Origin of the sequence: Actinomadura sp. 7K534, from assembly GCF_004348575.1 — a bacterium.
Taxonomy (GTDB): domain Bacteria; phylum Actinomycetota; class Actinomycetes; order Streptosporangiales; family Streptosporangiaceae; genus Spirillospora; species Spirillospora livida.
In genome coordinates this window covers 1-24,163 of record NZ_SMKB01000064.1, presented here as the reverse complement: position 1 = coordinate 24,163, position 24,163 = coordinate 1, and the positions used below count along the sequence as shown (strand labels likewise).

Annotated in this window: 25 protein-coding genes; 10 read left to right on the top strand and 15 right to left on the bottom strand. The window is 74.3% G+C overall.

Annotated features, from left to right (window positions below; genetic code table 11):
• Window positions 1-47: 47 nt before the first annotated feature.
• The 6 genes from chvE to E1266_RS15415 all read right to left on the bottom strand — a co-directional run bounded on the left by chvE (window position 48) and on the right by E1266_RS15415 (window position 8,147).
• Window positions 48-1,175, bottom strand: coding sequence for a multiple monosaccharide ABC transporter substrate-binding protein (gene chvE / locus E1266_RS15440; protein ID WP_279436323.1), 1,128 nt, complete (start codon window positions 1,173-1,175; stop codon window positions 48-50).
• A gap of 298 nt (window positions 1,176-1,473) precedes the next feature.
• A complete protein-coding gene (locus E1266_RS15435) occupies window positions 1,474-2,706 on the bottom strand; it encodes an acetyl-CoA hydrolase/transferase C-terminal domain-containing protein (protein WP_132047434.1) in 1,233 nt (410 codons plus the stop codon).
• A 70-nt stretch (window positions 2,707-2,776) separates the two neighbouring features.
• The gene (locus E1266_RS15430; protein ID WP_243718440.1) at window positions 2,777-4,255 is read right to left on the bottom strand and encodes an AAA family ATPase; all 1,479 of its coding nucleotides are present in this window, start codon (window positions 4,253-4,255) and stop codon (window positions 2,777-2,779) included.
• Window positions 4,256-4,394: 139 nt separating this feature from the next.
• Complete coding sequence (locus tag E1266_RS15425) at window positions 4,395-7,016, bottom strand: HAD-IC family P-type ATPase (RefSeq protein WP_132047431.1); 2,622 nt, start codon at window positions 7,014-7,016, stop codon at window positions 4,395-4,397.
• A 7-nt stretch (window positions 7,017-7,023) separates the two neighbouring features.
• Window positions 7,024-7,464 carry a pyridoxamine 5'-phosphate oxidase family protein gene (locus tag E1266_RS15420; protein WP_132047429.1) on the bottom strand — a complete coding sequence of 147 codons (441 nt, stop codon included), beginning with the start codon at window positions 7,462-7,464 and terminating at the stop codon, window positions 7,024-7,026.
• Window positions 7,464-8,147 carry a response regulator transcription factor gene (locus E1266_RS15415; RefSeq protein ID WP_132047427.1) on the bottom strand — a complete coding sequence of 228 codons (684 nt, stop codon included), beginning with the start codon at window positions 8,145-8,147 and terminating at the stop codon, window positions 7,464-7,466. The genes E1266_RS15420 and E1266_RS15415 overlap by 1 nt, the downstream gene beginning before the upstream one ends.
• Window positions 8,148-8,284: 137 nt before the next feature.
• Here E1266_RS15415 and E1266_RS15410 point away from each other — a divergent pair, with 137 nt between their 5' ends.
• Window positions 8,285-10,003, top strand: coding sequence for a GAF domain-containing sensor histidine kinase (locus tag E1266_RS15410; protein WP_132047425.1), 1,719 nt, complete (start codon window positions 8,285-8,287; stop codon window positions 10,001-10,003).
• A gap of 12 nt (window positions 10,004-10,015) precedes the next feature.
• Here E1266_RS15410 and E1266_RS15405 read toward each other — a convergent pair whose 3' ends face one another.
• The gene (locus E1266_RS15405) at window positions 10,016-10,210 is read right to left on the bottom strand and encodes a hypothetical protein (protein WP_132047423.1); all 195 of its coding nucleotides are present in this window, start codon (window positions 10,208-10,210) and stop codon (window positions 10,016-10,018) included.
• Window positions 10,211-10,281: 71 nt separating this feature from the next.
• Window positions 10,282-10,734 (bottom strand): hypothetical protein, encoded by a 453-nt coding sequence (locus E1266_RS15400; RefSeq protein WP_132047421.1) that lies wholly within the window; start codon window positions 10,732-10,734, stop codon window positions 10,282-10,284.
• A gap of 169 nt (window positions 10,735-10,903) precedes the next feature.
• Here E1266_RS15400 and E1266_RS38015 point away from each other — a divergent pair, with 169 nt between their 5' ends.
• A complete protein-coding gene (locus tag E1266_RS38015) occupies window positions 10,904-11,065 on the top strand; it encodes a hypothetical protein (protein ID WP_165966099.1) in 162 nt (53 codons plus the stop codon).
• Between the two features lie 15 nt (window positions 11,066-11,080).
• On the opposite strand, the gene E1266_RS15395 is transcribed toward E1266_RS38015, so the two are convergent.
• Together E1266_RS15395 and E1266_RS15390 are read right to left on the bottom strand one after the other, a co-directional pair.
• Entirely contained in the window at window positions 11,081-11,755 is a 675-nt protein-coding gene (locus E1266_RS15395; protein ID WP_132047419.1) for a DUF1990 family protein, read from the bottom strand.
• Window positions 11,752-13,161 (bottom strand): DUF1990 family protein, encoded by a 1,410-nt coding sequence (locus E1266_RS15390; protein ID WP_132047417.1) that lies wholly within the window; start codon window positions 13,159-13,161, stop codon window positions 11,752-11,754. Before E1266_RS15390 ends, E1266_RS15395 begins: the two co-directional genes overlap by 4 nt.
• Window positions 13,162-13,392: 231 nt before the next feature.
• On the opposite strand from E1266_RS15390, the gene E1266_RS15385 reads away from it, so the two are divergent.
• Genes E1266_RS15385 through E1266_RS15375 form a run of 3 tightly spaced genes read left to right on the top strand, consistent with a single transcriptional unit; the run spans window position 13,393 to window position 16,768 of the window.
• Window positions 13,393-14,208 carry a carotenoid biosynthesis protein gene (locus E1266_RS15385; protein ID WP_243718439.1) on the top strand — a complete coding sequence of 272 codons (816 nt, stop codon included), beginning with the start codon at window positions 13,393-13,395 and terminating at the stop codon, window positions 14,206-14,208.
• Window positions 14,196-15,644 carry a phytoene desaturase family protein gene (crtI, locus tag E1266_RS15380; RefSeq protein ID WP_132047415.1) on the top strand — a complete coding sequence of 483 codons (1,449 nt, stop codon included), beginning with the start codon at window positions 14,196-14,198 and terminating at the stop codon, window positions 15,642-15,644. Before E1266_RS15385 ends, crtI (E1266_RS15380) begins: the two co-directional genes overlap by 13 nt.
• The gene (locus E1266_RS15375) at window positions 15,641-16,768 is read left to right on the top strand and encodes a glycosyltransferase family 2 protein (RefSeq protein WP_243718438.1); all 1,128 of its coding nucleotides are present in this window, start codon (window positions 15,641-15,643) and stop codon (window positions 16,766-16,768) included. Before crtI (E1266_RS15380) ends, E1266_RS15375 begins: the two co-directional genes overlap by 4 nt.
• On the opposite strand, the gene E1266_RS15370 is transcribed toward E1266_RS15375, so the two are convergent.
• Window positions 16,719-17,315 (bottom strand): glycerol-3-phosphate acyltransferase, encoded by a 597-nt coding sequence (locus tag E1266_RS15370; RefSeq protein WP_132047413.1) that lies wholly within the window; start codon window positions 17,313-17,315, stop codon window positions 16,719-16,721. The two genes, E1266_RS15375 and E1266_RS15370, sit on opposite strands and share 50 nt — an antisense overlap.
• Here E1266_RS15370 and E1266_RS15365 point away from each other — a divergent pair.
• Window positions 17,290-18,024 (top strand): spheroidene monooxygenase, encoded by a 735-nt coding sequence (locus tag E1266_RS15365; RefSeq protein ID WP_243718436.1) that lies wholly within the window; start codon window positions 17,290-17,292, stop codon window positions 18,022-18,024. The two genes, E1266_RS15370 and E1266_RS15365, sit on opposite strands and share 26 nt — an antisense overlap.
• A gap of 5 nt (window positions 18,025-18,029) precedes the next feature.
• Here E1266_RS15365 and E1266_RS15360 read toward each other — a convergent pair whose 3' ends face one another.
• The 4 genes from E1266_RS15360 to E1266_RS15345 form a co-directional block, all read right to left on the bottom strand.
• Complete coding sequence (locus E1266_RS15360) at window positions 18,030-19,022, bottom strand: phosphate acyltransferase PlsX (RefSeq protein WP_132047411.1); 993 nt, start codon at window positions 19,020-19,022, stop codon at window positions 18,030-18,032.
• Window position 19,023: 1 nt separating this feature from the next.
• Window positions 19,024-19,980, bottom strand: a complete 957-nt coding sequence (locus E1266_RS15355) for a phytoene/squalene synthase family protein (RefSeq protein WP_132047409.1) — start codon at window positions 19,978-19,980, stop codon at window positions 19,024-19,026.
• Window positions 19,977-21,449 (bottom strand): phytoene desaturase family protein, encoded by a 1,473-nt coding sequence (crtI, locus tag E1266_RS15350; RefSeq protein ID WP_132047407.1) that lies wholly within the window; start codon window positions 21,447-21,449, stop codon window positions 19,977-19,979. Before crtI (E1266_RS15350) ends, E1266_RS15355 begins: the two co-directional genes overlap by 4 nt.
• A gap of 139 nt (window positions 21,450-21,588) precedes the next feature.
• Window positions 21,589-21,882, bottom strand: a complete 294-nt coding sequence (locus E1266_RS15345) for a hypothetical protein (protein ID WP_132047405.1) — start codon at window positions 21,880-21,882, stop codon at window positions 21,589-21,591.
• Between the two features lie 177 nt (window positions 21,883-22,059).
• Between E1266_RS15345 and E1266_RS15340 the strand changes: the two genes are divergently transcribed.
• The 4 genes from E1266_RS15340 (at window position 22,060) to E1266_RS15325 (ending at window position 24,143) form a co-directional block, all read left to right on the top strand.
• On the top strand, window positions 22,060-22,302 hold the full coding sequence (locus E1266_RS15340) for a DUF2945 domain-containing protein (protein WP_132047403.1): 243 nt from the start codon (window positions 22,060-22,062) through the stop codon (window positions 22,300-22,302).
• Complete coding sequence (locus E1266_RS15335; RefSeq protein ID WP_132047401.1) at window positions 22,299-22,619, top strand: DUF3140 domain-containing protein; 321 nt, start codon at window positions 22,299-22,301, stop codon at window positions 22,617-22,619. The genes E1266_RS15340 and E1266_RS15335 overlap by 4 nt, the downstream gene beginning before the upstream one ends.
• A gap of 45 nt (window positions 22,620-22,664) precedes the next feature.
• Window positions 22,665-23,576, top strand: coding sequence for a MerR family transcriptional regulator (locus tag E1266_RS15330; protein WP_132047398.1), 912 nt, complete (start codon window positions 22,665-22,667; stop codon window positions 23,574-23,576).
• A 69-nt stretch (window positions 23,577-23,645) separates the two neighbouring features.
• The gene (locus tag E1266_RS15325; protein ID WP_132047396.1) at window positions 23,646-24,143 is read left to right on the top strand and encodes a sigma-70 family RNA polymerase sigma factor; all 498 of its coding nucleotides are present in this window, start codon (window positions 23,646-23,648) and stop codon (window positions 24,141-24,143) included.
• The last annotated feature ends 20 nt before the right edge of the window (window positions 24,144-24,163 follow it).

Here is a 24,163-nt window from a genome sequence, read left to right as displayed (position 1 = left end):
TCCTCCTCGGGGTCGGCGGGCGCCCGCGGGCGCCCGCCCCCGGCGCGTTACTTCAGCTGGTCCTCTGTGTAGTAGCCGGTGTCGATGAGGTGCTCCTTGTAGTTGTCCTTGTTCACGATCACGGGGTTCAGCAGGTAGGACGGGACGACCTTCACGCCGTTGTCGTAGTCCTTGGTGTTGTTCACCTCGGGCTTGCCGCCCTTCAGCACGGCGTCGGCCATCTTCACCGTGACCGAGGCGAGCTGCCGCGTGTCCTTGAAGATCGTCGAGTACTGCTCACCCGCGATGATGGACTTGACCGAGGCGGCCTCCGCGTCCTGGCCGGTCACCACGGGGTACGGCTGGCCCGGCGTCCCGTAGCCGCTGGACTTCAGCGCCGAGAGGATCCCGATCGACAGGCCGTCGTAGGGGGACAGGACCCCCTGGACCTTCGTCCCGCCGCCGTAGTGGCGGGTGATGAGGTCCTCCATGCGCTTCTGCGCCCGCTCCGCACTCCAGCGCAGCGTCGCGATCGTCTTGAAGTCCGTCTGGCCGCTCTTGACGACGAGGGTGCCCTTGTCGATGTGCGGCTTCAGGGTGTCCATCGCGCCGTTGTAGAAGAACGTCGCGTTGTTGTCGTCGGGGGAACCGGCGAACAGTTCGATGTTGAACGGCCCCTTCGCGTCGCCCGCGGACCCGTCCGGCTTCTGCAGGCCGAGCCCGACCAGCAGCGACGTCGCCTGCTGCACGCCGACCTTGTAGTTGTCGAAGGTGGCGTAGTAGCCGACGTTCTCGGAGTTGCGGATCAGCCGGTCATAGGCGATCACCGGGATGTTCTGGTCGGCCGCCTTCTGCAGCTGCGTCGTGATGGCGGTGCCGTCGATCGAGGCGATGACCAGTAGCCGGGCGCCCTTGGTGATCTGGTTGTCGATCTGGTTGGCCTGGGTGGGGATGTCGTCCTCGGCGTACTGCAGGTCGACCTTGTAGCCGAGCTGTTCGAGCTGCTTCTTGAGGTTGTCGCCGTCATGGATCCAGCGCTCGGACGAGCGGGTCGGCATCGTGACGCCGACCAGGGCGCCCTTGGCCGACCTGTTCTCGGCCTCCTTGTCGACGGTCTTCTCACTCGACCCGCACGCGGTCATGCCGAGCGTGAGCCCAAGGCCCAGCGCCAGGCTGACGAGCTTCCTACGCTTCACGTCTCACCTCGGGGGTGGCTGCCGGTGGTCCGGGCCAGGCTGTTACCGGTCACACTGCCATGTCAATAGGCCCATGTGGGACGCGTCACAACCGTGACCTTCCTCGCCACCCGATTGTTAGCGTTATCACTACGCACGTCAACACCGGGAGAGCCCGGCATCGCTCGGCGCGGCTCCGGCGCCCCAAGCACCAGCAGGGGAGTGCTTTCCGGCGCCGGCCCATTGACATTGCCGGTTGGTTATCGCAAACATCCGGAGTCGACCGGCGCGCCCGGTCGGCGGCGCGGCCGGGGCGGGGTCAGCGGAGGCGGAAGCCGAGCTCGCGGCCCGCTTCGCGCAGTTCGTCGCGAGCGGACGGGTGGGCCACCTCGTCCACGAGCTGCTGGGCCTGGGACGTGGCGTCGTGCCCCCAGACGGCGGCCGTTCCCTGCTCGCTGACGATGAAGCTGTGCTGGAACGAGGTCACGGGACCGGCCAGGCGCGGGATGACGGTGGAGACGTCCGCGCGCGGGTGCCAGGACGGCAGCGCGATGACGGCGCGCCCGCCGGGGGAGTGCAGGGCGCCGACGACGAAGTCGGTCTGGCCGCCGAACCCGGAGTAGATGACCCCGCGGACGCGGCTGGCGTTCGCCTGGGCGAACAGGTCGACCTGGAGGGCGGAGTTCACCGAGACCATCCGCGGCTTGCGGGCGATCAGGCTCGGGTCGTTGGTCTTCTCGGTGCGCAGCATCCGGACGCGCTCGTTGTGGTCGACCCAGTCGTACAGCTCGCGGCTGCCGAAGACGAACGACGCGGTGATGGGCGTGGTGGTGTCGAGCGCCCCGGCCTTCTCCAGGGCGAGGACGCCGTCGCTGAACATCTCCGACCACACCCCGAGGCCCTTGCGCTCCGGCAGCGAGGCCAGCACCGCGTCGGGGACGCCGCCGATCCCCAGCTGCAGCGTCGCGTGCTCGGGGACGAGGCGGGCGACCCGCCCGCCGATCTCCCGCGCGACCTCGGAGGGCGGCCTCGGCACGGGCGTGGCGAGCGGCTCGTCGGACTCGACGGCGTAGTCGATCTCGTCGAGCGGGAGGACGGCGTCGCCGTAGGTGTACGGCATCCGGGGGTTCAGCTGGGCGATCACCAGCCCGCCGCGTTCCCGGACGGCCTCGATCGCGGCGGGCAGGATGTTGACCTCGATGCCGAGCGAGACCGTCCCGCCCGAGGGCACGGACGTCTGCATCACCACCACGTCGGGCGGGAGCAGCTCCTTGAGCAGGTTGGGGACGAGCGACAGCCGCGACGGGTAGTACCGCAGGCCGTCCCTGCCCCGCATCCCGACGCCGACGAACGGGGTCTCCAGGTCGACCCCGTCCCGGTCGGGCAGGCCGTCCTGGGCGTTGAGCATGAACAGCCGGTACTCCGGGAGCGCCTCGTCGAGGATCGCCAGCGCCCGCGCGGGCGCGGCGAAGTTGCCTCCGGCCACGACCCGCGGCCGCCCCGGCAGCCCGGACAGGACGGCGCCGAGCTGCCGCTCCGAGATCACCCGCATCGATGGACCCTCCCGTACTCCGCCGCGCCGGCCTCGCGCGGACCCTCGTCGATCATGTACCGCGAGTCTCTCAGCCCGGGGACAGCAGCGGGCGGCGGTGCCAGACGTGCTCGGCGCCGGCCGGCCGGACGACGGCGAGGGCCTGCGCCACGGCGTCCTCCAGCGCCCCGCCGGTGTCGATCGCGGCGGACTCCGGCCACGGGGCCGCCTCCGCGCGCATGGCGGCGGCGATCTCGGCGTCCGCGTCGGAGATGCTCCGCCCGCGGGCGCGGGCCCGCATCCGCTCGGCGGTGACGGACGCGGGGGCCGCGCAGCGCAGGGCCGTCAGGTGCGCGTGCTCGCGGTCCGCGACCGCGGCGAGCAGGTCCCGGTCCTCCTTGGCCGACCACGACGCGTCCAGGACGACCGTCTCACCGAGCCGGAGCAGCCGGGTGGCGCGCTCGGCCAGCTCGCGGTAGGTGCGCCTGCTCCATTCCGGGCTGTAGATGCCGGTGCCGTACGGGGCGGCGGCGGACTCCTCGGGCGGCAGGCCCGCGAGCTCCTTGCGGACGCGGTCGCTGCTGATCAGCGCGCAGCCGAGCCGGTCGGCGAGCGCGCCCGCGAGGGACGTCTTCCCCGTGCCGGGGAGCCCGCCCACCAGGATGAGGTCGACCTTCCCGGCGCGCAGGTGGCGCAGCGCGACGTCGGCGTACGAGCGGGCCTCGTCGGCCGCCTCCGGGACGCCCTGCCCGTACCGCAGGCAGGCGACCTTCGCGCGCACGAACGCCCGGTAGGCGACGTAGTGGTGGCGCAGCGAGGGCGGCGCCGGGTCGGCGGCGAACCCGGAGTACCAGTCGACGAAGCGCTCGGCGAGGCGGGGCGCGCCGAGGCGTTCGAGGTCCATGGCCAGGAACGAGGCGTCGTCGAGGCCGTCCACGCTGCGCAGCGCCCCGTCGAACTCCAGGCAGTCGAGGATGCGCGGGCCGTCGTCCAGGCAGAACACGTCGCCGGTCAGCAGGTCGCCGTGCCCGTCGACCACGCGCCCGTCGGCGATGCGCGCGTCGAACAGCTCCGCCCGGCCGGCGAGGAAGGCGGCGGTGAGCTCCTCGATCTCCGTGGCCGCGGCGCCGTCGAGGGCGCGGTCGTGGAAGGGGCGCACCTGCTCGAAGCTGTCGTTCCAGCGGCCGCGGAGCGCGTCCCGGGTGCCCTGGGCGGTGACCTCGGCCCCGCGCGGCGCCTCGGCGTGCCAGGCGGCCAGGATGCGGGCGGTGTCGCGGAGCGCGTCCTCGACCGGTTCGCCCGCCTTCACGAGCCGGGACAGGCGCCGGTCGGCGGGCATCCGCCGCATCACGACCAGGTGGTCGCAGACCTCGCCGTCGGGGCCGTGCACGTCGGAGACCCCGAGGTAGACGTCGGGCGCGAAACGCCGGTTGAGGCGGACCTCGTCGTGGCACGCCCTCTCGCGCAGCTCGCGCGTGCTGAAGTCGAGGAACCCGAGGTCGACCGGCTTCTTGAGCTTGTACGCCCGGTCGCCCACGAAGAACACGACGCCGATGTGGGTCTCGCTCACGGCCGCGGCATCCATCCGATGCACTCCCAGAGTCTCGTCCCGTGCGGAAGGGTCCTCGACAACCAGTCAACCAGCCGGAGGCCGGGGGGCCCGTGGCCGGAGGCCCCCGGTTCCCGGACGAAGGTCCCGAACCTCTCCGCTACGACCTGCCGCGCTGGACGCGTTTGACCAGTTCGAGAAGCGCGTAGGACAGCACGGCCACCGCGACGATCCGCAGCCAGTGGGCGAGGCCGAGCGGGGCGGACCCGAAGACCTCGTTCATCGCCGGCGCGTAGGTGTACAGGAGCTGGATCGCGATGAGGGCCGCGGCGCTGACGCCGACCCACGGGTTCCGGCGGACGCCGCGCCAGAGGAGCGGGCGGTCCAGGGAGAGGCAGTTGAACATGTAGGTCAGCAGCGTCAGCGCGAACACGTTGACCACGATGGTCTGCGCCACGTCCGGGGACGCGCCGTTCGCCCGCTCCCAGTTCTGCAGCCCGAACGCGCCCGCGAGCAGGACCGCCGAGACCACCAGGATCCGGGTCGTCATCGCGCGGGTGATCAGCGGCAGGGACGGGTCGCGCGGCGGGCGGTCCATGATGGCGTCGTCCTTGGGCTCCACCGCGAACGGCAGGCCGAGCACCAGGATCGCGGTCATGTTCAGCCACAGCACCTGCAGCGGCAGGATCGGCAGCTCGGTGTCCGCGACGATCGCGGCGACGAGCACCAGGCCGAGCCCGATGTTGGCCGGCAGCGCCCACACGATGAACTTCACCAGGTTGTCGAAGACGCCGCGCCCCTCCTCGACGGCCTTCTCGATCGAGGCGAAGTCGTCGTCGGTGAGGACCATGTCCGCGGATTCCTTGGCGACGTCGGTGCCGGTGCGCCCCATCGCGACGCCGATGTCGGCCTGCTTGAGCGCCGGCGCGTCGTTGACGCCGTCGCCGGTCATGGCGATGACGTGGCCGCCGTCCTGGAGGGCCTGGACGAGCCGCAGCTTCTGCTCGGGCGACACGCGGGCGAACACGGTGGTGGCGCGGATCCGCTCCGGCGGGAGGTCGGCGTCGAGGTCCGCGCCCGTCATCACCTCGCCCTCCAGGCCGACGTGGGCGCCGATGGCGCGGGCCGTCGCGGCGTGGTCGCCGGTGATCATCTTGACGTCCACGCCGGCCCGGTGGCAGCTCTGGACGGCTTGCGCGGCCGCGGTGCGCGGCGGGTCGATCATCGCCTGCAGCCCGAGGAAGGTCAGCCGGGGAAGCTCGTCGAGGTCGCCCGCGGCGGTGTGCGCGCGGGCGAAGGCGAGGACGCGCAGCGCCTGCTCGCCGAACGCTTCAGCGCGGCCGATGGCACCGTCCTTGTCGAGGGGCTCGGGCTCGCCGTCCGGGCCCGCCTGGTCGTCGCACAGCTCCAGGATCCGTTCGACGGGGCCCTTCACGTGGACGACCCCGTCCGCGTGGAGGGTGGCCATGAAGCGGCGCTCGCCGTTGAACGGCAGCGTGGCGATACGCTCGGGAACGGAGTCGATGCCCGCCTTCGCCGCGCTCGTCACCAGCGCGCCCTCGGTGGGGTCGCCGGCCACCTGCCAGCCCTCGTCCCGCTGGACGAGTTCCGCGTCGTTGCACGCGAGGCCCGCCGTGAGGACGGCGTGCAGGACGGGATGCTCGGACGGCTCGACCGGCTCGCCGCCGGCGTGCACGGCCCCGTCGGGGGCGTAGCCGCTGCCGGTGACCGTGTACTCGCGGCCCCCGGCGACGACGGCGGTCACCGTCATCTGGTTCCGGGTGAGGGTGCCGGTCTTGTCGGTGCAGATGACCGTGGTGCCGCCGAGGGTCTCGACGGCGGGCAGGTGCCGGACGATCGCGCCGCGGCGGGCCATCCGCGCCACGCCCAGCGCGAGGGTGACCGTCATGACGGCCGGCAGCCCCTCGGGGATCGCGCCGACCGCGAGCGCGACCGCGGCGGTCAGCATCTCCGTCGTCCCGCGCCCGCGCGCCACGCCGAGCAGGAACGTCCCCGCGGCCAGGACGAGGATCCCCACCGTGACGATCTTGCTGAACTGGGTGATCTTGCGGGTGAGCGGCGTCCGGACCGCCCGGGTGCCGCGCACGAGCCGGTGGATGTCGCCGAGCTCGGTGCGCGCCCCCGTGGCCACGACGACGCCCGCGCCCTGGCCGCGCGTCACCAGCGTCCCGGAGAACGCCATGCCGGTGCGGTCGCCCAGCTCCGCGCCGGGCGTCGCGGCGGGGTCCTTGGCGACCGGCACCGACTCCCCGGTCAGCGCCGACTCGTCGGCGGCCAGTTCGTCGGCGCGCAGCAGCCGCAGGTCGGCGGGGACCTTGTCGCCGGCGGCGAGCTCCACCAGGTCGCCGCGGACGAGCTCGGCCGCGGGCACGCCGCGGCGCCGCCCGTCCCGGACGACGGTGGCGGAGGTCTGCGCGAGGACGGCGAGCGCGCCGAGCGCCTGCTCGGCCCGGGACTCCTGCGCGAACCCGACGACCGCGTTCACGATCACGACGCCGAGGATCACCAGCGCGTCCACGTGCTCGCCCATCAGGGCCGTCACCCCGGCCGCCCCGAGGAGCACGTAGATCAGCGGGCTGTGGAACTGCGCGAGGAACCGCAGCACCGCGCCGCGGCCCTCGGCGGCGGGCAGGGTGTTCGGTCCCTCCCGTGCGAGCCGCTCGTCCGCCTCGGCGGCGGTGAGACCGCGGTCGGCGTCGGTGTCGAGGGCGCGGACCACCTCGCCGGCGGGCAGGCCGTGCGGTGCTCCGGGGCCCGTCATGCGGACGTCACGCGGACGCGGTCAGGTCCCGCGCGGGGACGCGGCGTCCGGTCAGGAGCTCCGGGCGCAGCCGGATGTAGCGGTCGCGCTCCCCGGGCGCCCAGGTCCGCAGCGGGAGCCGTTCGAGGGCCCGCAGCTCGTCCGGGTCGGTGACGTGCCGGGCGGGGCCGACCGCGACCACCGACCAGCCCGTCCGGGCCTCGGCGTCGAACTCGTCGACCTCGAACGCGACGATCGTGCCGGAGGCGGCGGTGGCGAGCCGCGACGTCCGGGACACCTTGATCACGACGTTCGCGCCGTCGAACGCGAAGTTGACCGGCTGGACCGCCGGGAGCGCCTGGTGCGTGAACACGATCCGCCCGATGGCGGCGCGGGAGAGCAGCGCGAGGCACTCGTCCCGGTCCAGGATCTCCAGGCCGCTCTGGTCGAGCTCCGTGCCGGCGGGCATCACTCCCACACCCCCTTGGGTTTCGCCGCGTCCGCCTTGAGCTGGGCGGCGAGCGCGGCGGCCTGCGTGCGGCGGCTCATCCCGAGCTTGGCGAACAGGTTGGAGATGTAGTTCTTCACCGTCTTCTCGGCCAGGAACATCCGCTCGCCGATCTGCCGGTTCGTCAGCCCCTCCCCGATGAGCTCCAGGATGTGGCGCTCCTGCTCGGTCAGCCCCTTGAGCGGGTCCTTCTTCTCCTGGCGCTCGCGCAGGCGCTGCAGCATCCGGGCGGTCGAGCGGGGGTCGAGGAGCGACTGCCCGGTGGCGACCGTGCGGACGGCGCCGACCAGGTCGGAGCCGTGGATCTGCTTCAGGACGTACCCGGCGGCCCCGGCCATCACCGCCTCGAAGAGGGCGTCCTCGTCGTCGTAGGAGGTCAGCATCAGGCAGGCCAGCCCCGGCAGCCGGGACCGCAGCTCGCGGCAGACGCTCACGCCGTCGCCGTCGGGCAGCCGGACGTCCAGGACGGCCACGTCGGGCCGGGCGGCGGGGATGCGGGCCAGCGCCTGCTCGGCCGTGCCGGCCTCCCCGGCGATCTCGATGTCGTCCTCGGCGGACAGCAGGGCCGCCACGCCGCGCCGCACGACCTCGTGGTCGTCCAGCAGGAACACCCTGATCGGCTTCGCGCCGCCCGCGTCCGTCATCGGACCTTCCCTCTCCTCGATGGTGCCGGATCTCAAGTTACCCGCATGGCCTCCGGCGACACAGGGCTCGGACGTCCCGCGCCGGGAGGACGAAGGTCCCCCCGCCGCCCATTGACAGTTGCGGGGATACTGGCCGTGTGGCCGACGAATCTCGTTCCGAACGGGCGAAGCTGATCCTGCCCCAGCTCCAGCTCGACGATCTGCTGCTGGAGCTGCAGGCGCGGCTGGAGACCGCCCGCGCCACGCGCGACCGGGTGCACGCGCTGCTGGAGGCCGTGGTCTCCATCGGCAGCGACCTGGAGCTGGAGACGGTGCTGCGGCGGATCACCGAGGCCGCCACGACCCTCGTCGACGCCCGCTACGGCGCCCTCGGCGTGATCGGCGGCGAGGGCGAGCGGCTGGTCCGGTTCGTCACCGTCGGCATCGGCGAGGAGGAGATCGCCGAGATCGGGTCCTGGCCGCACGGCCACGGCATCCTCGGGCTGCTGATCAAGGACCCGAGCCCGCTGCGCCTCCCGGACCTCAACGAGCACCCCGAGTCGTACGGCTTCCCGCCCGGCCACCCCCCGATGCGGACGTTCCTCGGCGTCCCGATCCGGGTGCGGGACGAGGTGTTCGGCAACCTGTACCTGACCGAGAAGGCCGGCGGCGGCGAGTTCGAGGACGAGGACCAGGTCGTGGTGACCGCGCTGGCCACCGCGGCGGGCGTGGCGATCGAGAACGCCCGGCTGTACGAGGAGACCCGGCGGCGCGAGCGATGGCTGGAGGCGTCGGCGGACATCTCCACCGCGCTGCTGTCCGGCGTCGGCCCGCACCAGGTGACCGCGCTCGTCGCCGAGCGGGCCCGGGAGGTCGCCGACGGCGCGCTCGGCAACGTCGCGCTCGTCGACGAGTCCGGGGACGGCTTCGTGATCGAGGCCGCGGACGGCGACGGCGCCGACCGGGTCCAGGGCCTGCGCGTCCCCCGGGACCACTCGGTCATCGGGAAGGTCTTCGACGAGGGCGCGTCGCTGATGCTCGACGACGGTGCCGAGGCCGCCCTCGAGGCCGGGATTCCGTCCGGTGAGCCGGTGGTCGGCCCCGTGGTGGCGGTGCCGCTGGGCACGGGGCCCTCCGCGCGGGGCGTCATCTCGGTGATCAACCCGCGCGGCGGGGCGCTGTTCACCGACGGCACCCGGCGCCTCCTGGAGGCGTTCGCGGGGCAGGCGGCCGTCGCGCTGGAGCTGGGCGACCGGCGCCGCGACACCGAGCGGCTGGCGCTGCTGGAGGACCGCGACCGGATCGCCAAGGACCTGCACGACACCGTCATCCAGCGGCTGTTCGCCACCGCGATGACGCTGATGGCCGCCATCAAGATCACGCAGAAGCGGGAGGTGGCCGTCCGGGTGCAGCGGGCGGTGGACGACCTGGACGACACGATCCGGCAGATCCGCTCGTCCATCTTCGCGCTGCAGGCCCCGGCCGACGACGAGTCGCTGCGCAGCCGCGTGCACGCCCTGGTCGACGCCGCGGCCGGGCAGCTGGGGTTCGCGCCGTCGGTCCGACTGGACGGGCTCCTGGACACCGCCGTGGACGACGCGACCGGCGATCACCTGCTGGCCGTCGTCCGGGAGGCCCTCTCGAACGTGGCCAGGCACGCCAACGCCACCGAGACCGCCGTGGTGATCGACGTCGGCGACGAGGACCTGACCCTCCGCGTCGAGGACGACGGCGTCGGCATCCCCGAGGGGGGCCGCCGCAGCGGCCTGCGCAACATGGCGGAGCGGGCCGGGGGGCTGGGCGGCGACTTCGCCACCCGGGACCGTCCCGGCGGCGGGACCGTCCTGGTCTGGCGCGTCCCGCTCAAGGCGGGCTGAGCGGGCCGCCCGTCAGGACTCGGAGAAGTCGTCGCGGGACAGCCCCTTCTCCGACATCTTGTCCTCCAGCTCGGCGCCGAGCTCGGTGCGGGTATCGGGCCGCCGGGCGGGCTCCTCGTCCGGGTCCCGGTCGGGCTGCCCGCCCGGCTTCATGACGACCTGGTCGGTGTCGTCGGTCTTCGGTGCGTTCTCCTCCGGAGTCGTCATCTCCGCCCCCTTGATCGAATGAGTCGCCGGCGCTGCTCCGACACGGCGCTGCTACCCGGCGAGGTTCCGCTCTAACGACCGGCGTCCCGGCCGGCCCCCACCGCGACCTGGCCCCGCAGCGCGGACGCGATCTCCGCCAGCCGCCGCGCCGCCCCGGGGGAGTCGGCGAGGGTGAGGGTCAGCCCGGGGTGGCGCAGCAGGCACGTCGGCTCCGCGCCGCGGATCGGGCGGTGGAAGCGTATGCACACGCCCTGCGCGGCGCTGGTGCCCAGGGTCAGCCCCCGGTCGGCCCACGAGATGCGCACGCCCGTCGCCTTCCAGGCGGCGTAGGGGCCGGTGACCTCGGCGCCGGCGATGTTCTCCAGCGGCGAGCGCACCGTCCAGGGGCCGAAGCGGACGACGAGCCTGGACGCGGTGATCAGGGCGTGGCACGTGTCGGGCCGGATTCCGAGCAGCGACAGCGGGCGCCGCAACCGGTCGTCGAACGCGAACTCGTACCGCTCGACTTCGGCGTGTGAAGGCATGATGACTCCCCTGAACTGGTGTTTCGGTGGGGACTACCCGCGTCCGTCCCGGCTACCGCGAGAGACACCGGGAATTCATGCGCGGTTCCTGAATGTTCCGGAAAATGGCGGGCACTGGGCAACGAACCGCCGGCCCCGGGGGCCCGGCGAGTGCCGAGCAGGAGGAACCGTGCCCTACACCTCGTTCCGCGGGCGGACCGACAGCGGCGACGCCGCCAAGCCGGTGAAGCCGGCCAGCGCACCCGGCGGACCGCCCGTGCCGGGGGAGAACCAGACCCGCCGTCCCGCGACTGACGGCGAGGAGGACGGCGACGTCAAGCCCGGGCGATGACCCGCGGCCGCGGCGTCAGTGGAGTTCCTCCCGGGGCTCTGCCCGCGGCTCGCGGCGGGCGCCGAGCCCGGCCTTCGTCAGCGCCTCCATGCGCCGGCACGCCCGCCTGTAGAACTTCACCTGCGTGTGCCGTCCGAAGACCCTGAAGCCGAGCCGCACGACGGGGTTGGGGTCGGACGAGGGCTGCGAGAAGGCGTGGATGTGGAACTCCACCTCGCCGGTGTCGAGCCACTTGCGCACCTCCTGGTCCATCTGCCCGCGTTCGAGGTGCCCTTTCAGCGTCCGGTAGTTCCAGCCGTACACCCTCGCCAGGCGTCCGTCCCCCTCGACGACGACGCCGTCGACGACGTTCCCGATCCGCAGCCCGAGGTAGAAGCGCAGCCCGTAGAACCGGCCTTCGAGGAGCATGTCGCGGCCCGGCTCGGGAGGGCCCGAATGGCGGATCCGCCGGATGATGGCCGGATCGGCGTACTGGTAGTCCCGGACGAGGCGGCGGGCGGTCTCCCAGCTCCCCCCGGGGACCGGCGGGCCGGGCGGCTCGGGCGGCAGCGGCTGCCGGTAGTCGTCGACGTGCCAGCCGGGTTCCGGGCGGTGCATGTCGTGCCGCCGCGGATCGAAGTTGAGCGGACGCCCCGGCAGGTCGTCGTGCAACCGCCGCATCCGCCGCTGGACGAGCCGGCTCCGTCTCATGGCGATGACTTCACCGGCCGCCGGTCGCGTTCCGTACGCGCATCCCGGGCCCTCCGGGCCCGGCGCGCGGTGTACTGGACAGCGGCGTAGGTCGGGCCGCGCACCTGCTGCAGCAGGCCCGCGGGCGGCATCTGGTGGATCGGGTGCCGGGCCGGATTGAAGCGCATCGGATGCTCGTCGTCGCCCCGCGCCGGTCCGGTGAGCCGCAGTTCCCCGAACCGCTCCCAGCGGCCGAACTCGGTCGCCACCACGAGGTCGAACTGCAGCGCCCGCTCGTCCGCGGCGTGCGCGAGCGCGTCGAGGCGCGCCGGGACGGCGGGCTCGCGCCGCCCGACCGCGCCGAGCAGCACCCTCCGGTCACCGACCCGGTAGGCGAGCAGTGAGCCGTAGAAGGCGGGGCTCCACCTGCTCATGGGGCGCAGCAGGCGGCGGCCGAGCACCGAATGCCCGGTCGTGGCCAGGAGCAGTTCGGCGGTCGATCCGTCGCCGGTGTCGGCCTGCGGCCAGCGCAGCGCGAGACCGAGGATGTCCGGCAGCGCGACCGGCAGCCCCACCGCCCGAGACAGGCGGGCGAGACCCTGCACCTCCGCGGTGTCGTCCAGGAACGGGACGCCCCAGTACCGCGAGGTCCCGTTAAGGTTCAGCGTCGCGTCGAACACCAGCCCCTCGGGGTGCAGGGGCCGGTCGCCGCGCAGCCGGGTCGCGAGGACGAAGGTCCGGGTGAAGGCCGTCGCGGCGACCCGGGCCAGGATGCCCCGCCCGTTCCCCGGCACGTCCGTCCGCTCGGTCTCGACGGCCACCTCACCGGTCATCCGCCCGCCCGAGAGCTCGGCGACGCGGCGGCAGAAGTGCGCCCACATGTGCAGCTGCATCTCCTTCGCGATGCCCACCCTGGCGTAGAGGACCTCCGCGAGCCGGTCGCCGCTCCGCGCCCAGGACTCGATCGTGAACACGAGGTCGTCCTCGCCGGCCCTTACCGCCCGGAACTCGATCTCCCCGGCCTCCAGGTGGCCGTGCAGGGTGGCGAACCGGAACGACGTCGGCGCGTGCTCCACCACCCGGACCGGGCAGTTCCAGGGACCCGGCATGTGGACGTCGTACTCGTCCCCGATCTGCAGTGACCCGGCGGCTCCCGAGATCTTGTCGAAGACGGCGATCTCCACCGGGGTCGCGGCGTTGAGGTCGTCGCCGACCCGCTTGATCAGCTCGGCGGGGGTCAGCGGGCTGCCGGAGATGCGGACGATGTACCGCCGCTGGAAGACCGGCCCCACGCCCTGCCGCGCGTCCTGCACCTTGTCGCCCTCGTGGCGCGGGAGCCGGTCGACGTCCGTGCACGCCTCCGAGTGCAGCCTGCGCCGCGGTGTCCGGCGGGAGCGCAGCAGCCACCGCCATGCCGCGATCCCCATGCCCGCGGGCCACCGCACCGCGCGTGCGCGCCACAGCCACCGTCCTCGCACCGCGTTCCCCCCGGATGTTCGCCCGTGTCGTTCCGCCTGGCGCTCTGGGGGGAGACGCGGCGTGGCCTACCCCGCTTGACCAGGCCGAACCCTGAACCTGGGAACGCCCCGGGCGGGCCCGCCGCTGATCGCTCGGGGTAGGGGTGCATCCGTGGCGGCGCCTTCTCGCGAAGGTCGTGTATGGGGGATGTGCGTGGGCGGTGGCTCCAGCGGCACGTGCGCGCCGCCGGGTGGCGCGTGGCCGGGGCCGGGCGGCGGTCGCGGATTTGGCCGGCCGCGGGGGCCGGGTTCCTGGGGTCGATGGTGGTGGCGCAGGTCCTGTCGGGCGTGCGGCCCGCCCCGATCCGGCTGACCAGCGTGGTCGTGGTGCTGCTGGCGTCGAGCGCCGTGGCGTTCCGCGCCGGGCGGGACGGCGCCTGCCGCGCGCTGGGCGCCTTCGGTGCCGCGGCGGGAGCGGGATACGCGGCCGAGTGGATCGGCGTCCGCGCGGGCGTCCCGTTCGGGAAGTACTCCTACACGCCGCTGCTCCGGCCCCAGCTGGGCGGGGTGCCGTTGATCGTGGCGGTGGCCTGGGGAGGAATGGGGCTGGCCGCGCACGCGGTCGCCACCGCGATCGTCCCGCAGGGCGGGCCCGCGCGCTGGGCGGCCGGGGCGTTCGCGTTGACGGCGTGGGACCTGTTCCTGGACCCGCAGATGCTCCGGCTGGGCCTGTGGACCTGGGTGCACGAGGGCCCGTACCGGGGCGTGCCGGTCAGCAATTTCGCGGGCTGGCTGGTGGTGTCGCTGCTGGTCATGGGAATGATCGAGCAGATCGCGGGGCGGCCGGAGGCGGCCCCGCCCGGAGGGCTCGTGGCGATCTACGGGGTGATGACGGGGATGGAGACGCTGGCGTTCGCGGCGGTGTTCGAGCCGCCCGACCGGGTGGTCGCGGCGACCGGCGGGATCGCGATGGGGACGTGCGCCGTGCTGGCGGGGAGGCGTCGATGGCCGAGGTGATCGTGGTGGGCGGCGGCGTCGGCGGGATGGTCGCCGCGCTGCTGCTGGCGCGCGGCGGCCACCGGGTCCGGCTGTACGAGCGGCTCGACCGGCTCGGCGGGAAGCTCGCCGAGCGCGAGCGGGACGGCTTCGCCTTCTCGCTGGGGCCGTCGCTGCTGACGCTTCCCGGCGTCTTCCGCGAGCTGGGCGTCGGGCGCGAGCTGGTGGAGCTGGACGAGCTGTGCCGCTACCGCTTCGCCGACGGCTCCGAGCTGCGCGCGTACCGCGACCCGGTCCGCATGGCGGCCGAGGTCGACCGGCTGGCTCCGGGGGAGGGGGCCTCGTGGCGGGCCTTCCACCGGTGGGCCGCGGCCTGCCTGGACGCGTCCCGCCGGACGTTCTTCGCCGGGCCGCTGGGCCGCCGCCCCGAGCAGGCCCGGCTCGGCGACCTCCGCGCGGTCGCGCCGGGCCGGACGCTGGACGGCCTCGCCCGCCGCTTCTTCCGCGACCCGCGGCTGCGCCAGTACGTCGGCCGGTACGCGACGTACGCGGGGTCGAGCCCGTACCGCGCGCCGGCCGCGCTCGGCTGCGTCCCGGCGATCGAGCACGGGGACGGCGGCTGGTACGTGCTGGGCGGGCTGCCCCGGCTCGCCGACGACCTGGCCTGCCTCCTGCTCGACGCGGGCGTGGACGTCAGCACCGGCACCGAGGTGGCGGAGGTGACCGCCGACCGGTCCGCGGTCACGGGCGTCGTGCTGGCGTCCGGCGAGCGGGTGGCCGCCGACGCGGTGGTGGTGAACGCCGACGCCGAGGCGCTGTACGGGCGTCTGCTCCCGGACCGCCGCAGGCTGCGGCGGATCGCGCGGCTCGGCCCGTCCTCCTCGGCGTTCCTGCTGCTCGCCGGGGTGGAGGGGCGCACCGAGGGCCTCCCGCACCACTCCGTCGTCTTCTCGGCCGACTACCCGGGCGAGTTCGGCGACATCTTCGGCCGCCGCGTGCCGCCCCGCGACCCGACGGTCTACATCGGCTGCTCGGCGGTGGACGACCCGTCGCAGGCCCCCGGCGGCGCGGAGAACTGGGTGCTGCTCGTCAACGTCCCGGCGGGCGATCCGGGCCGCTGGCCGGCGGACCCGGACGCCTACGGGGAGCACGTCCTGGAGACGCTGGCGCGCCGCGGCCACGACCTGTCGGGGCGGCTGCGGTTCGTGGAGACGTTCACCCCCGCGGACCTGCGCGACCGGTACGGCTCCCCGGGCGGCGCGATCTACGGCACCGCCTACCGCGGCGCGCTGGCGCCGTTCCGCAGGCCCGGCAACCGGGGGCCGCGGCGCGGGCTGTACCTGGTCGGCGGGTCGGCGCATCCGGGCGGCGGGCTCCCGCTGGTCGCGATGGGCGGCCGGATCGTCGCCTCCCTCGTCGAGGAGGACCTGCCCGCACGGACGGGCGCGGTGACGTGACGCCCTTTCTGACCGCCTGCCAGGCGGTGGCCGCCGGGGTGGTGGCCGCGCGGCTGTCGCGCGGCCGGACCCGGCCCGCGCCGCTCGCCCCCGGAGCCTCGGGCCCGCCGCCGGAGCCGGTGTCGGTGGTGATCCCCGCGCGGGACGAGGAGACCCGGATCGAAGGCTGCCTCCGGCCCCTCCTCGCTGACCCCGACGTGTCCGAGGTGATCGTCGTGGACGACGAGTCCCGCGACGGCACGGCCCGCGTCGCGGCGGACCTCGGCGCCAAGGTGGTCTCCGGCGCGCCGCTGCCGGACGGATGGGTCGGCAAGCAGTGGGCGCTGCACCAGGGCGTGTCGGCCGCGTCGGGTGCCATCGTGGTCCTCCTGGACGCCGACACCCGCCCGAGACCGGGACTCTGCGCCGAACTCGCCGCGCTGCTCGGAACGTCGGCCCGGCTGGTGTCGGCCGCGCCGCGGTTCGTGTGCGGCGGCGTCGCCGAGCAGGCGCTGCACGCTTCCTTCCTCGCAAGCCTCGTCTACCGGTTCGGGCCGGTCGGCCCCGCCGCGTCCCCGGACCGGCTCCTGGTCAACGGCCAGTGCCTGGCGTTCCGCAAGGACCTCTTGGTGGCGACCGGTGTGTTCGAGCGCGTCCGCGGCAACCTCACCGACGACGTCGCGCTGGGCCGCCTGCTCGCCCGGGACGGCTGGACGGTCGTCTTCCGCGACGCCCGCGCCCTGCTCGACGTCGACATGCACGAGTCGGCACGGGACGTGTGGCGCGAGTGGGGGCGGTCGATCTCGCTCCGCGACGTCACCACCGGCGGTGCGCTCGCCGCCGACCTCGCGGTCGTCTGGCTGACCCTGGCCCTGCCCTGGCTGCGGCTGGCGGCCGGCCGCCCGACCCCGCTGGATCTCGGCCTCCTCGTCCAGCGCCTGCTCCTGCTCGCCGCCCTGCGCGGCAGCTACGCGCGTCCGGGCACGGGCCTGGCGCTGTCCCCCCTACTCGACCCGCTGACGGCGGTGCGCCTGACGTGGTCGGCGCTCCGGCCGGCGCGCACCTGGCGCGGCCGCGGCTACGCCCGCCCGGCCGTCAGGCGCGGCGCCCCGCCACGGCGGCCTGCCCGAAGCGCAGCCCGATGAGGCACATCAGCGCGCTGGTCCCCGCGACGTGCGCGGCGGGCGCGAAGAGGAGCTGCAGTACCGGCAGCGAGAACACCGCCACGCGCGTGCCCCACGCGAACGAACGCAGCGCCAGGCTCGTGCCGGCCAGCAGCGCGAGGCCGAGCGCGAACGCCGGCGGGCAGATCACGGCGAAACCGCCGGCGAACGCGAGGATCGAGCGGCCGCCGCGCAGGCTCGCGAACACCGGCCACGCGTGCCCGGCCATGGCCGCGGCTACGGCGGCGTACACGGGCAGGACGCTCGTGCCGGTCACCGTCCCGAGCGTTCCGGTCGAGCCCCCGCCCGCGGCCAGCCCGACGAGACCCGCCGCCGTGCCCTTCAGCATGTCCCCGGCGAACACGGGGACGGCGGCCTTCCAGCCGAGCTGCTCCATGACGTTCCAGAAGCCGGGGTTGCGGTCGCCGGTCTCCCGCGGGTCGAGGCCGTGCGCGCGCCCGACCAGCACCGCGACCGGCACCGAGCCGAGCAGGTAGCCGCCGATGACCGCGACGAGCAGGGGAGCCACCGAGTCCAGCGTCATCGCCTCGTTCCACCTCATCAGGTACGCGCGTGCGGACGCCATGCGGTACATGGCGTTCGACCGGCCGGTGCTGCGCGGCACCGGCGGCCTGCCGTTCTGGCGGCTGCTGGGCACCGGCCGCGGCCGGTCCATGAGCCTCGGCGCCGACCTGCGCCGCTGGGCGCTCTTCGCCGTGTGGGACGGGGAGCGGGCGCTGGAGGAGTTCCTGGCGCGCTCGCCGGTGGCCGGACGGTGGCGGGACGAGGCCGAGGAGTCGTGGCATGTCCGGCTCGCCCCGCTCGGCTCCCGGGGCCGCTGGGGCGGACGCGACCCGTTCGCCGCCGCCGTCCCGGCCGCGAGGCCCGCCGGCGGGCCGGTGGCGGTGCTGACCCGGGCGTCGATCCGCCCGCGCCGGCTGGCGGCGTTCTACCGGTCCGTCCCGGGCGTGGACCTCGACCTGCGGCGCCAGGATGGCTGCCTCGCCTCGATCGGGGTGGGGGAGTGGCCGCTGGCCCGGCAGGCGACCTTCTCGCTGTGGGAGGACGACGCCGCCATCGCCCGGTTCGCCTACCGGGGCGACGCGCACCGCACCGTCATCGACCGGGTGCGCGGCGAGGACTGGTACAGCGAGGAGCTGTTCGCCCGATTCGTCCCCTACGGGAGCGAGGGCGCCTGGGACGGCCGCGACCCCCTGCGCCCTGGCGGTTCCGAGTGAGCGCCTCACGCGACCGGCCCCACTGAAGCGCGGTCCCCCACCGGCAGGGGCTCGTCCGCCTCGCCCAGCTCGGACGCGACCGCGCACGCGCGGGCGATGGCGGTCGGCCCGGACGAGCCGTGCGCCACCACGACCGTGCCGGTCAGGCCGAGCAGGGCGGCGCCCCCGTGCGTGTCGGCCGTGTAGAGCCGCGCGACCTCCGCGAGCCGTGCGGGCGGAGCGATACCGGCCCTGGCGACCATGTCGAGGGTGGTCCGGACGCAGCCCTCGATGTTCTTCAGCACGACGTTGCCGGTGAAGCCGTCCGTCACGACCACGTCGACCGTCCCGGCCAGCACGTCGTGGCCTTCCACGTTGCCGTGGAAGCGGACGGGCAGGCCCGGCAGCAACCGGGCGGCGCCGCGGGCGAGCCGGTTGCCCTTCCCCGGCTCGGCGCCGATGGACAGCAGGCCCACCGAAGGGTCGCGGGCGCCGAGGACGTTCCGCGCGTACGCGGCGCCCAGCAGGGCGAACTGCGCGAGCATCTCCGGGGTCGGATCGGACGTCCCGCCCGCGTCGACCAGCACGGTCGAACCCGCCATGGTCGGCAGCGCCACCGCCAGCGCCGGACGCAGCACGCCCTTCCGCCGCGCGAACGCCCGCACCGCGCACGTCACCACGGCCCCGGTGGACCCGGCCGAGACGAACGAGCCGCCCCGCCGCCGCGCCGCCGCGCACCCGATCATGAGGCTCGACTTCCGCCGGGCGGCGGCACCCGCGCCGCGCTCGGCCATCGGCACGACCTCGTCCGCGTGCAGGACCTCCACTTCACCCGCGCCGCCGTGCCGGCGCAGCTCGTGCTCCACCTCGTCGGCCCGCCCCGCGAGGACCACCGGGACACCGTGCTCGCGGTGCGCCGCCAGGGCTCCCGGCACCGTCACCGCCGGCCCGTGGTCGCCGCCCATCGCGTCCAGCACCACCGGGCGCAGCGCCCCGCCTCCGTCAGCCGCCGCATCCATCTCAGACCTGCCCGTCCCCGAGCGCCCCGTCTCCCAGGGCGCCGTCTTCCAGCGCGCGGGCCGGGAGCCGCCGCTCGGCGCGGCCCGCGGCGGACGCGGCCAGCATGTGCCGCGCGAAGATCGCGGCCCGGCGGCGGCGCGGCACCCGCGCCCGCGCGCTCAGCACGTCGTGGTCCGCCGCGGCGATCTCGTCCAGGATGCCGCCGTACAGCTCGTACGCGGCGCGGATGCACGGCCGGGACGAGGGCGCGAGCAGGCCGAGGCCGTCCAGCGCGCGGCGGTAGTGGTCGCGGGCGCGGCCGGCCTCGAAGGCCACCAGCTCCCGCAGCGGCCGGGTGCGGCCGCCGGAGCGGAGGTCGTCCTCGGTCACCCCGAACCTGGCGAGATCCTCCTGCGGCAGGTAGATGCGGCCGCGCTCCAGGTCCTCGGCGACGTCCCGCAGGAAATTGGTCAGCTGGAACGCCCGTCCCAGCTCGCGCGCGGGTTCGCGGGCCGCCCGCCCCGCACTCGGCACCGTCTCCAGGACCGGGAGCATCATCAGCCCGATCGCGGCCGCCGAGCCCTCCATGTACACCAGCAGGTCGTCGTAGGTCGCATACCGGGTCACGGTGAGATCGGTGCGCATCGACCGCAGGAAGGCGTCGATGTCGCTGCGCTCAATGCCGAAGGAGCGGACGGTGTGCACGAAGGCGGGCAGGACGGGGTCCGGGATCACCTCTCCCTCCAGGCTCGCACTCAGCCTCTGGGTCACGTCGTCGAGCGCCTTCGCCCGCACCTCCGTGTCCGTGGCCTCGTTGCCGTAGGCGTCGACGATGTCGTCCACATGACGGGTGAACCCGTACAGGGCGTGCACATGGCGGCGCTTCCACGCCGGAAGGAGCAGCGTCGCCAGGTAAAACGAGCGTCCGTGGCGGGCGTTGAGGCGGCGGCAGTGTTCGTAGCTCGCGGTCAGCGTCATCGGCGGCCTTCCAGGATGCGGGCGGCGGCGAGCCGTCCGGAGATCAGAGCCGTGGGGACGCCCACACCGGGCGCGGTGTACATCCCGGCGAAGTGCAGGCCGGGGACGCGGCGGCTCCGGCCCGCGGGCCGGAACCAGGCCGTCTGGCCGAACCGGTGGTCCAGCGCGAACGGCGTGCCCGCCGAATGGCCGAGGCGGGACCAGTCCCGCGGATCGAAGGCGAGCCGCGGCGCCGCCGACAGGTCGCCGTACCCGAGTTCGGCGAGGCGGCCGAGCAGCCGCCGCTCCAGCCGCGGGGCGAGCCGGTCCCAGTCGGTCCCGCCCGCCAGGTTCGGGGCGGGTTCGAGGACGCTCAGCGTGGCGTGCCCGGCCGGTGCCGCCGCGCCGTCCGCCTCGGGATACGTGACCAGCACGCTCGGATCGGGCTGCGGGCGCCCGCGCGCCAGCGCCGCGAAGGTGCTCGCCCACGTCCGGCCGAAATGCAGCGTGTGGTGCGCCTGACCGGGCAGCCGGCGGTCGAGCCCGAAGTGCATGACCAGGCAGGACGGCGAGTACCGCGGACGGCGCAGCCGCCAGTCGCCCGCCGCGTCCGGCAGCAGCCCCCGGTGGGCCCGCGCCAGGTCGCAGGCGACGACCACGTGCCCGGCGGAGATCCGCTCGCCGCCGTCCAGCCGCACCGCCGCCACCCCGGACGCGTCCGTCTCGACCCGCTCGGCGCGCACGCCGTACCGGACGGCGGCGCCCGCCTTCTCCGCGACGGCGGCGAGCGCCTGCGGGACGGCGTGCATCCCGCCCGCCTCGGGGAAGTACACGCCGCCGACCGTGTCCATGTGCGCGACGACCGCATAGACGGCCAGCGCCTTCCCCGGCGGGAGCCCGACGTACAGCGCCTGGAACGTGTGCGCCCTGACGAGCCGCTCGTCGGTGAGCTGGGCCGCCACGAACCGGTCGAGGCGCCGGAACCCGCCCGCCGCCGCCAGCCTGAGCAGCGCGAGCGGGCGGGCCATGCTCCGCAGCCGGGTCATGTCCGCGTCGATGAACGCCTGCCATTCGGCGTCGAACATCGCCCTGAGCCGCCGCCGGAACCGCAGGTACCGCGCCGCCTCGTCCGGCCCGCACAGCGCGCGGACGTTCTCGGCCATCCGCTCCGCGCCCGCCACCACGTCCAGCCGGGAGCCGTCGTGGAAGGACAGGCGGTAGTAGGGGTCCAGCCGCCGGAGCGGGAGCAGGTTCTCCATGTCCTCGCCGACCGCGCCGAACGTGTCCGCCAGCACCCCCGGCATGGTCAGCACCGAAGGGCCCGTGTCGAACCGGTAGGGACCGGCGTGCGCCGAGCCGCAGCAGCCCCCCGGCTCGTCGCGCGCCTCGACCACCACGACCTCGCGGCCGCGCGCCGCGAGGTGGATCGCCGCCGACAGCCCGGACAGTCCCGCCCCGACCACGACGACCCGGCCGTCCGCCGCCCTCAACGACTGTGCCCAGAATGTCGGGAGTGCACGGTTCCTCCATCGTCGTCCGAATGGTTGTGCACCGTTCTTCGGAACCCGGTGGCCGATCGGTTGCACCCATGCCCGGCGGCGTGGCCGAAACCGCCGCGATTTGCGGTCGCTACCGCATGGTGGACTGCGCCGCGCCGACTCTCTCTTCCGCTCGGCCGCGTTGCCCGGACGCCTCCATCGCCGCCTGGTCGTGCGATTCCTCCAGGCGGAGGGCGACCCCAATGGCGAAGAAGGTCGGGGCCCATTCGCCGATGAATATCCCCCACCGGTCGGCCCGCTCCACGCCCGCTGCCTCAAGGCGGTTGGACGCCGCCCACGAGGCGAACGCCAGGCCGATGGAGGCGATGCCCGCCGAGTACATGTGGCTGGACTTCATGCCCCAGCTGTGCAGTTTGCCGATCATGTTTCCCCCTTTGGTCGATCGGCCCCGTACCCTCCGCTGACCTGCACAAGCACGCATGAAACGGATTTTGCCGCCTCCCGCCCCCGGGATGGCGCCGCCCCGGGCGGCCGCGGATGAATACCGTCTGACCAGGACTTTCGTGGTGACAACCGCGGCAACGGCGGGTAGGCGACAGCCATGGGAAGGAATGACAAGAAGGGCAAGAAGGAACCGGCCGTGGGCGACGAGGTCGCCTGGAGCAGCCACGGCTCCACGGCCGAGGGCCGCGTGGAGAAGAAGGTCACCGACCGCCGCGAGGAGGCCGGCCGCACCGTCGCCGCCTCGCCCGAGGAACCGCAGTACGTCGTGCGCAGCGAGAAGAGCGGCAAGAAGGCCGTCCACAAGGGGGCGGCCCTGCGCCGGCGGAAGGGCTCGAAATGAGCGATGACGACGCCGCCGAGTTCGGCCGCGCCGTCAACATGACGGCCGCGGAACTGGAGCGGTGGCTGGAGACCGACGAGTCGCGGTCGGTCGGCCAGAAGGACGGCGGCGGAGAGTCGACCGGCCACGCGTCCGGCCGCCGGATCGTCGCCCTGCTGCGGGCGAAGAAGGCCGACCTGACCGAGGACGACCACGCCCACATGCGCAAGGTGACGGGCTACGTTCAGCGCCATCTCGCCCAGCGCCCGTCCGGCGACGTCACCGACACCAAGTGGCGCTACTCCCTGATGAACTGGGGACACGACCCGCTCAAGTGAGAGGCGTACGCTGTGCGGTCCGGGACGACATGGGGGAGCGGACGCATGCGGGAGGCCCAGCTCGGCGTGGGCGCGGTGGCGCAGCGCCTCGGCGTGGCGCCGTCCACCCTCCGAACCTGGGACCGCCGCTACGGCATCGGCCCGAGCGGCCGCAGCGCGGGCGGCCACCGCCGCTACACCCCGGCGGACGTGGCCCGGCTGGAGACGATGCAGCGCCAGATCCTCACCGGCGTACCGCCCCAGGAGGCGGCCCGGGTCGCGCTTGAGGCGCCCCCTGGCGAACCTCCCGCCCCCCGCGCCCACGGCGCCGGCGGCAACCGCGTCCCGCTGAAGGCCGACCACGACGAGCGCCAGGCCACGGAGGTGCGCGGCCTGGCCCGCGCGGCGATGGCGCTGGACGCCTCCGCGACCGCCGGGACCGTGCGCAACGCCCTCCGCCGCGACGGCGTCGTCCGCGCATGGGACGACCTGATCGCGCCCGTGCTGATCGGCATCGGCCGCAAGCACGCGGCGTCCGGCGACTGCGTGGAGGTCGAGCACCTCCTGTCCGCCGTGGTGCTCGGGTGCCTGGCGGAGACGCCGGCCGCGCCGCCGAACGGACGTCCGGTCCTGCTGGCGTGCGCGCCGGAGGAGCAGCACAGCCTCCCCGTGCACGCCCTGGCGGCAGCCCTCGCCGAAACCGGCGTGGAAGCGCTGACCCTGGGTGCTCGCGTACCGCCCCCGGCCCTGACCGCCGCGATCCGCAGAACGGGCCCGAACGCCGTCTTCGTCTGGTCGCAGACCGCCGAGACCGGCGACCCGGCCTGGCTGGCGGAACTGCCCGCGTCCCGCCCGCCGTACCGCCTCGTGGTCGGCGGACCCGGCTGGAACCGCGACCGCCTGCCGCCGCACATCACCCGGGTGGCGGCCTTCCCCGAGGCCGTCACCGCCCTGGCGTCCCTCCCCGGAGCCCTCTGATCCGCTCCCTTTGCCCCACTTTGGACTATGAACAAGTTTTGAAGCGATTTTTCCGGGGACCTGGGCCGCATGAGACTGGAACAGCGGCTCGCCGACGGCGACGAGGCAGCGCTCGCCGAGTGCTACACCGCGCTCGGCCCCCTCGTCCGCCGCCACGCGGGACGACTCGTACCGGACCACGCCGTGGACGACGTCGTCCAGCTGGTCTTCCTGGAGGTCTGGCGATCCCGCGGACGCTTCGACCCCTCCCGCGGCCTGGAGCCGTGGGTCCTGGCCATCGCCCGCAAACGCGCCATCGACCAGCTGCGCGCCGAGGCCCGCCACTCCCGGAGATCGGTCCCGCTGGAGGACACCGCCGGAGTGCCCGACCGCACGTCCGCCGTGGACGCCGCATGCGACATCCGCGAAGCACTGGCCGGACTCCCCGCCCCGCAACGCCAGGCGATAGTCCTGGCCCACTTCGGACAGCTGACCCAGAAGGAAATAGCCGACCGCCTGTGCATCCCCCTGGGCACCGTCAAGGCCCGCACCACTCGCGGCCTACGCCGGATGAGGGACCTCCTGTGACGGACCCCGCCCACCCGCGC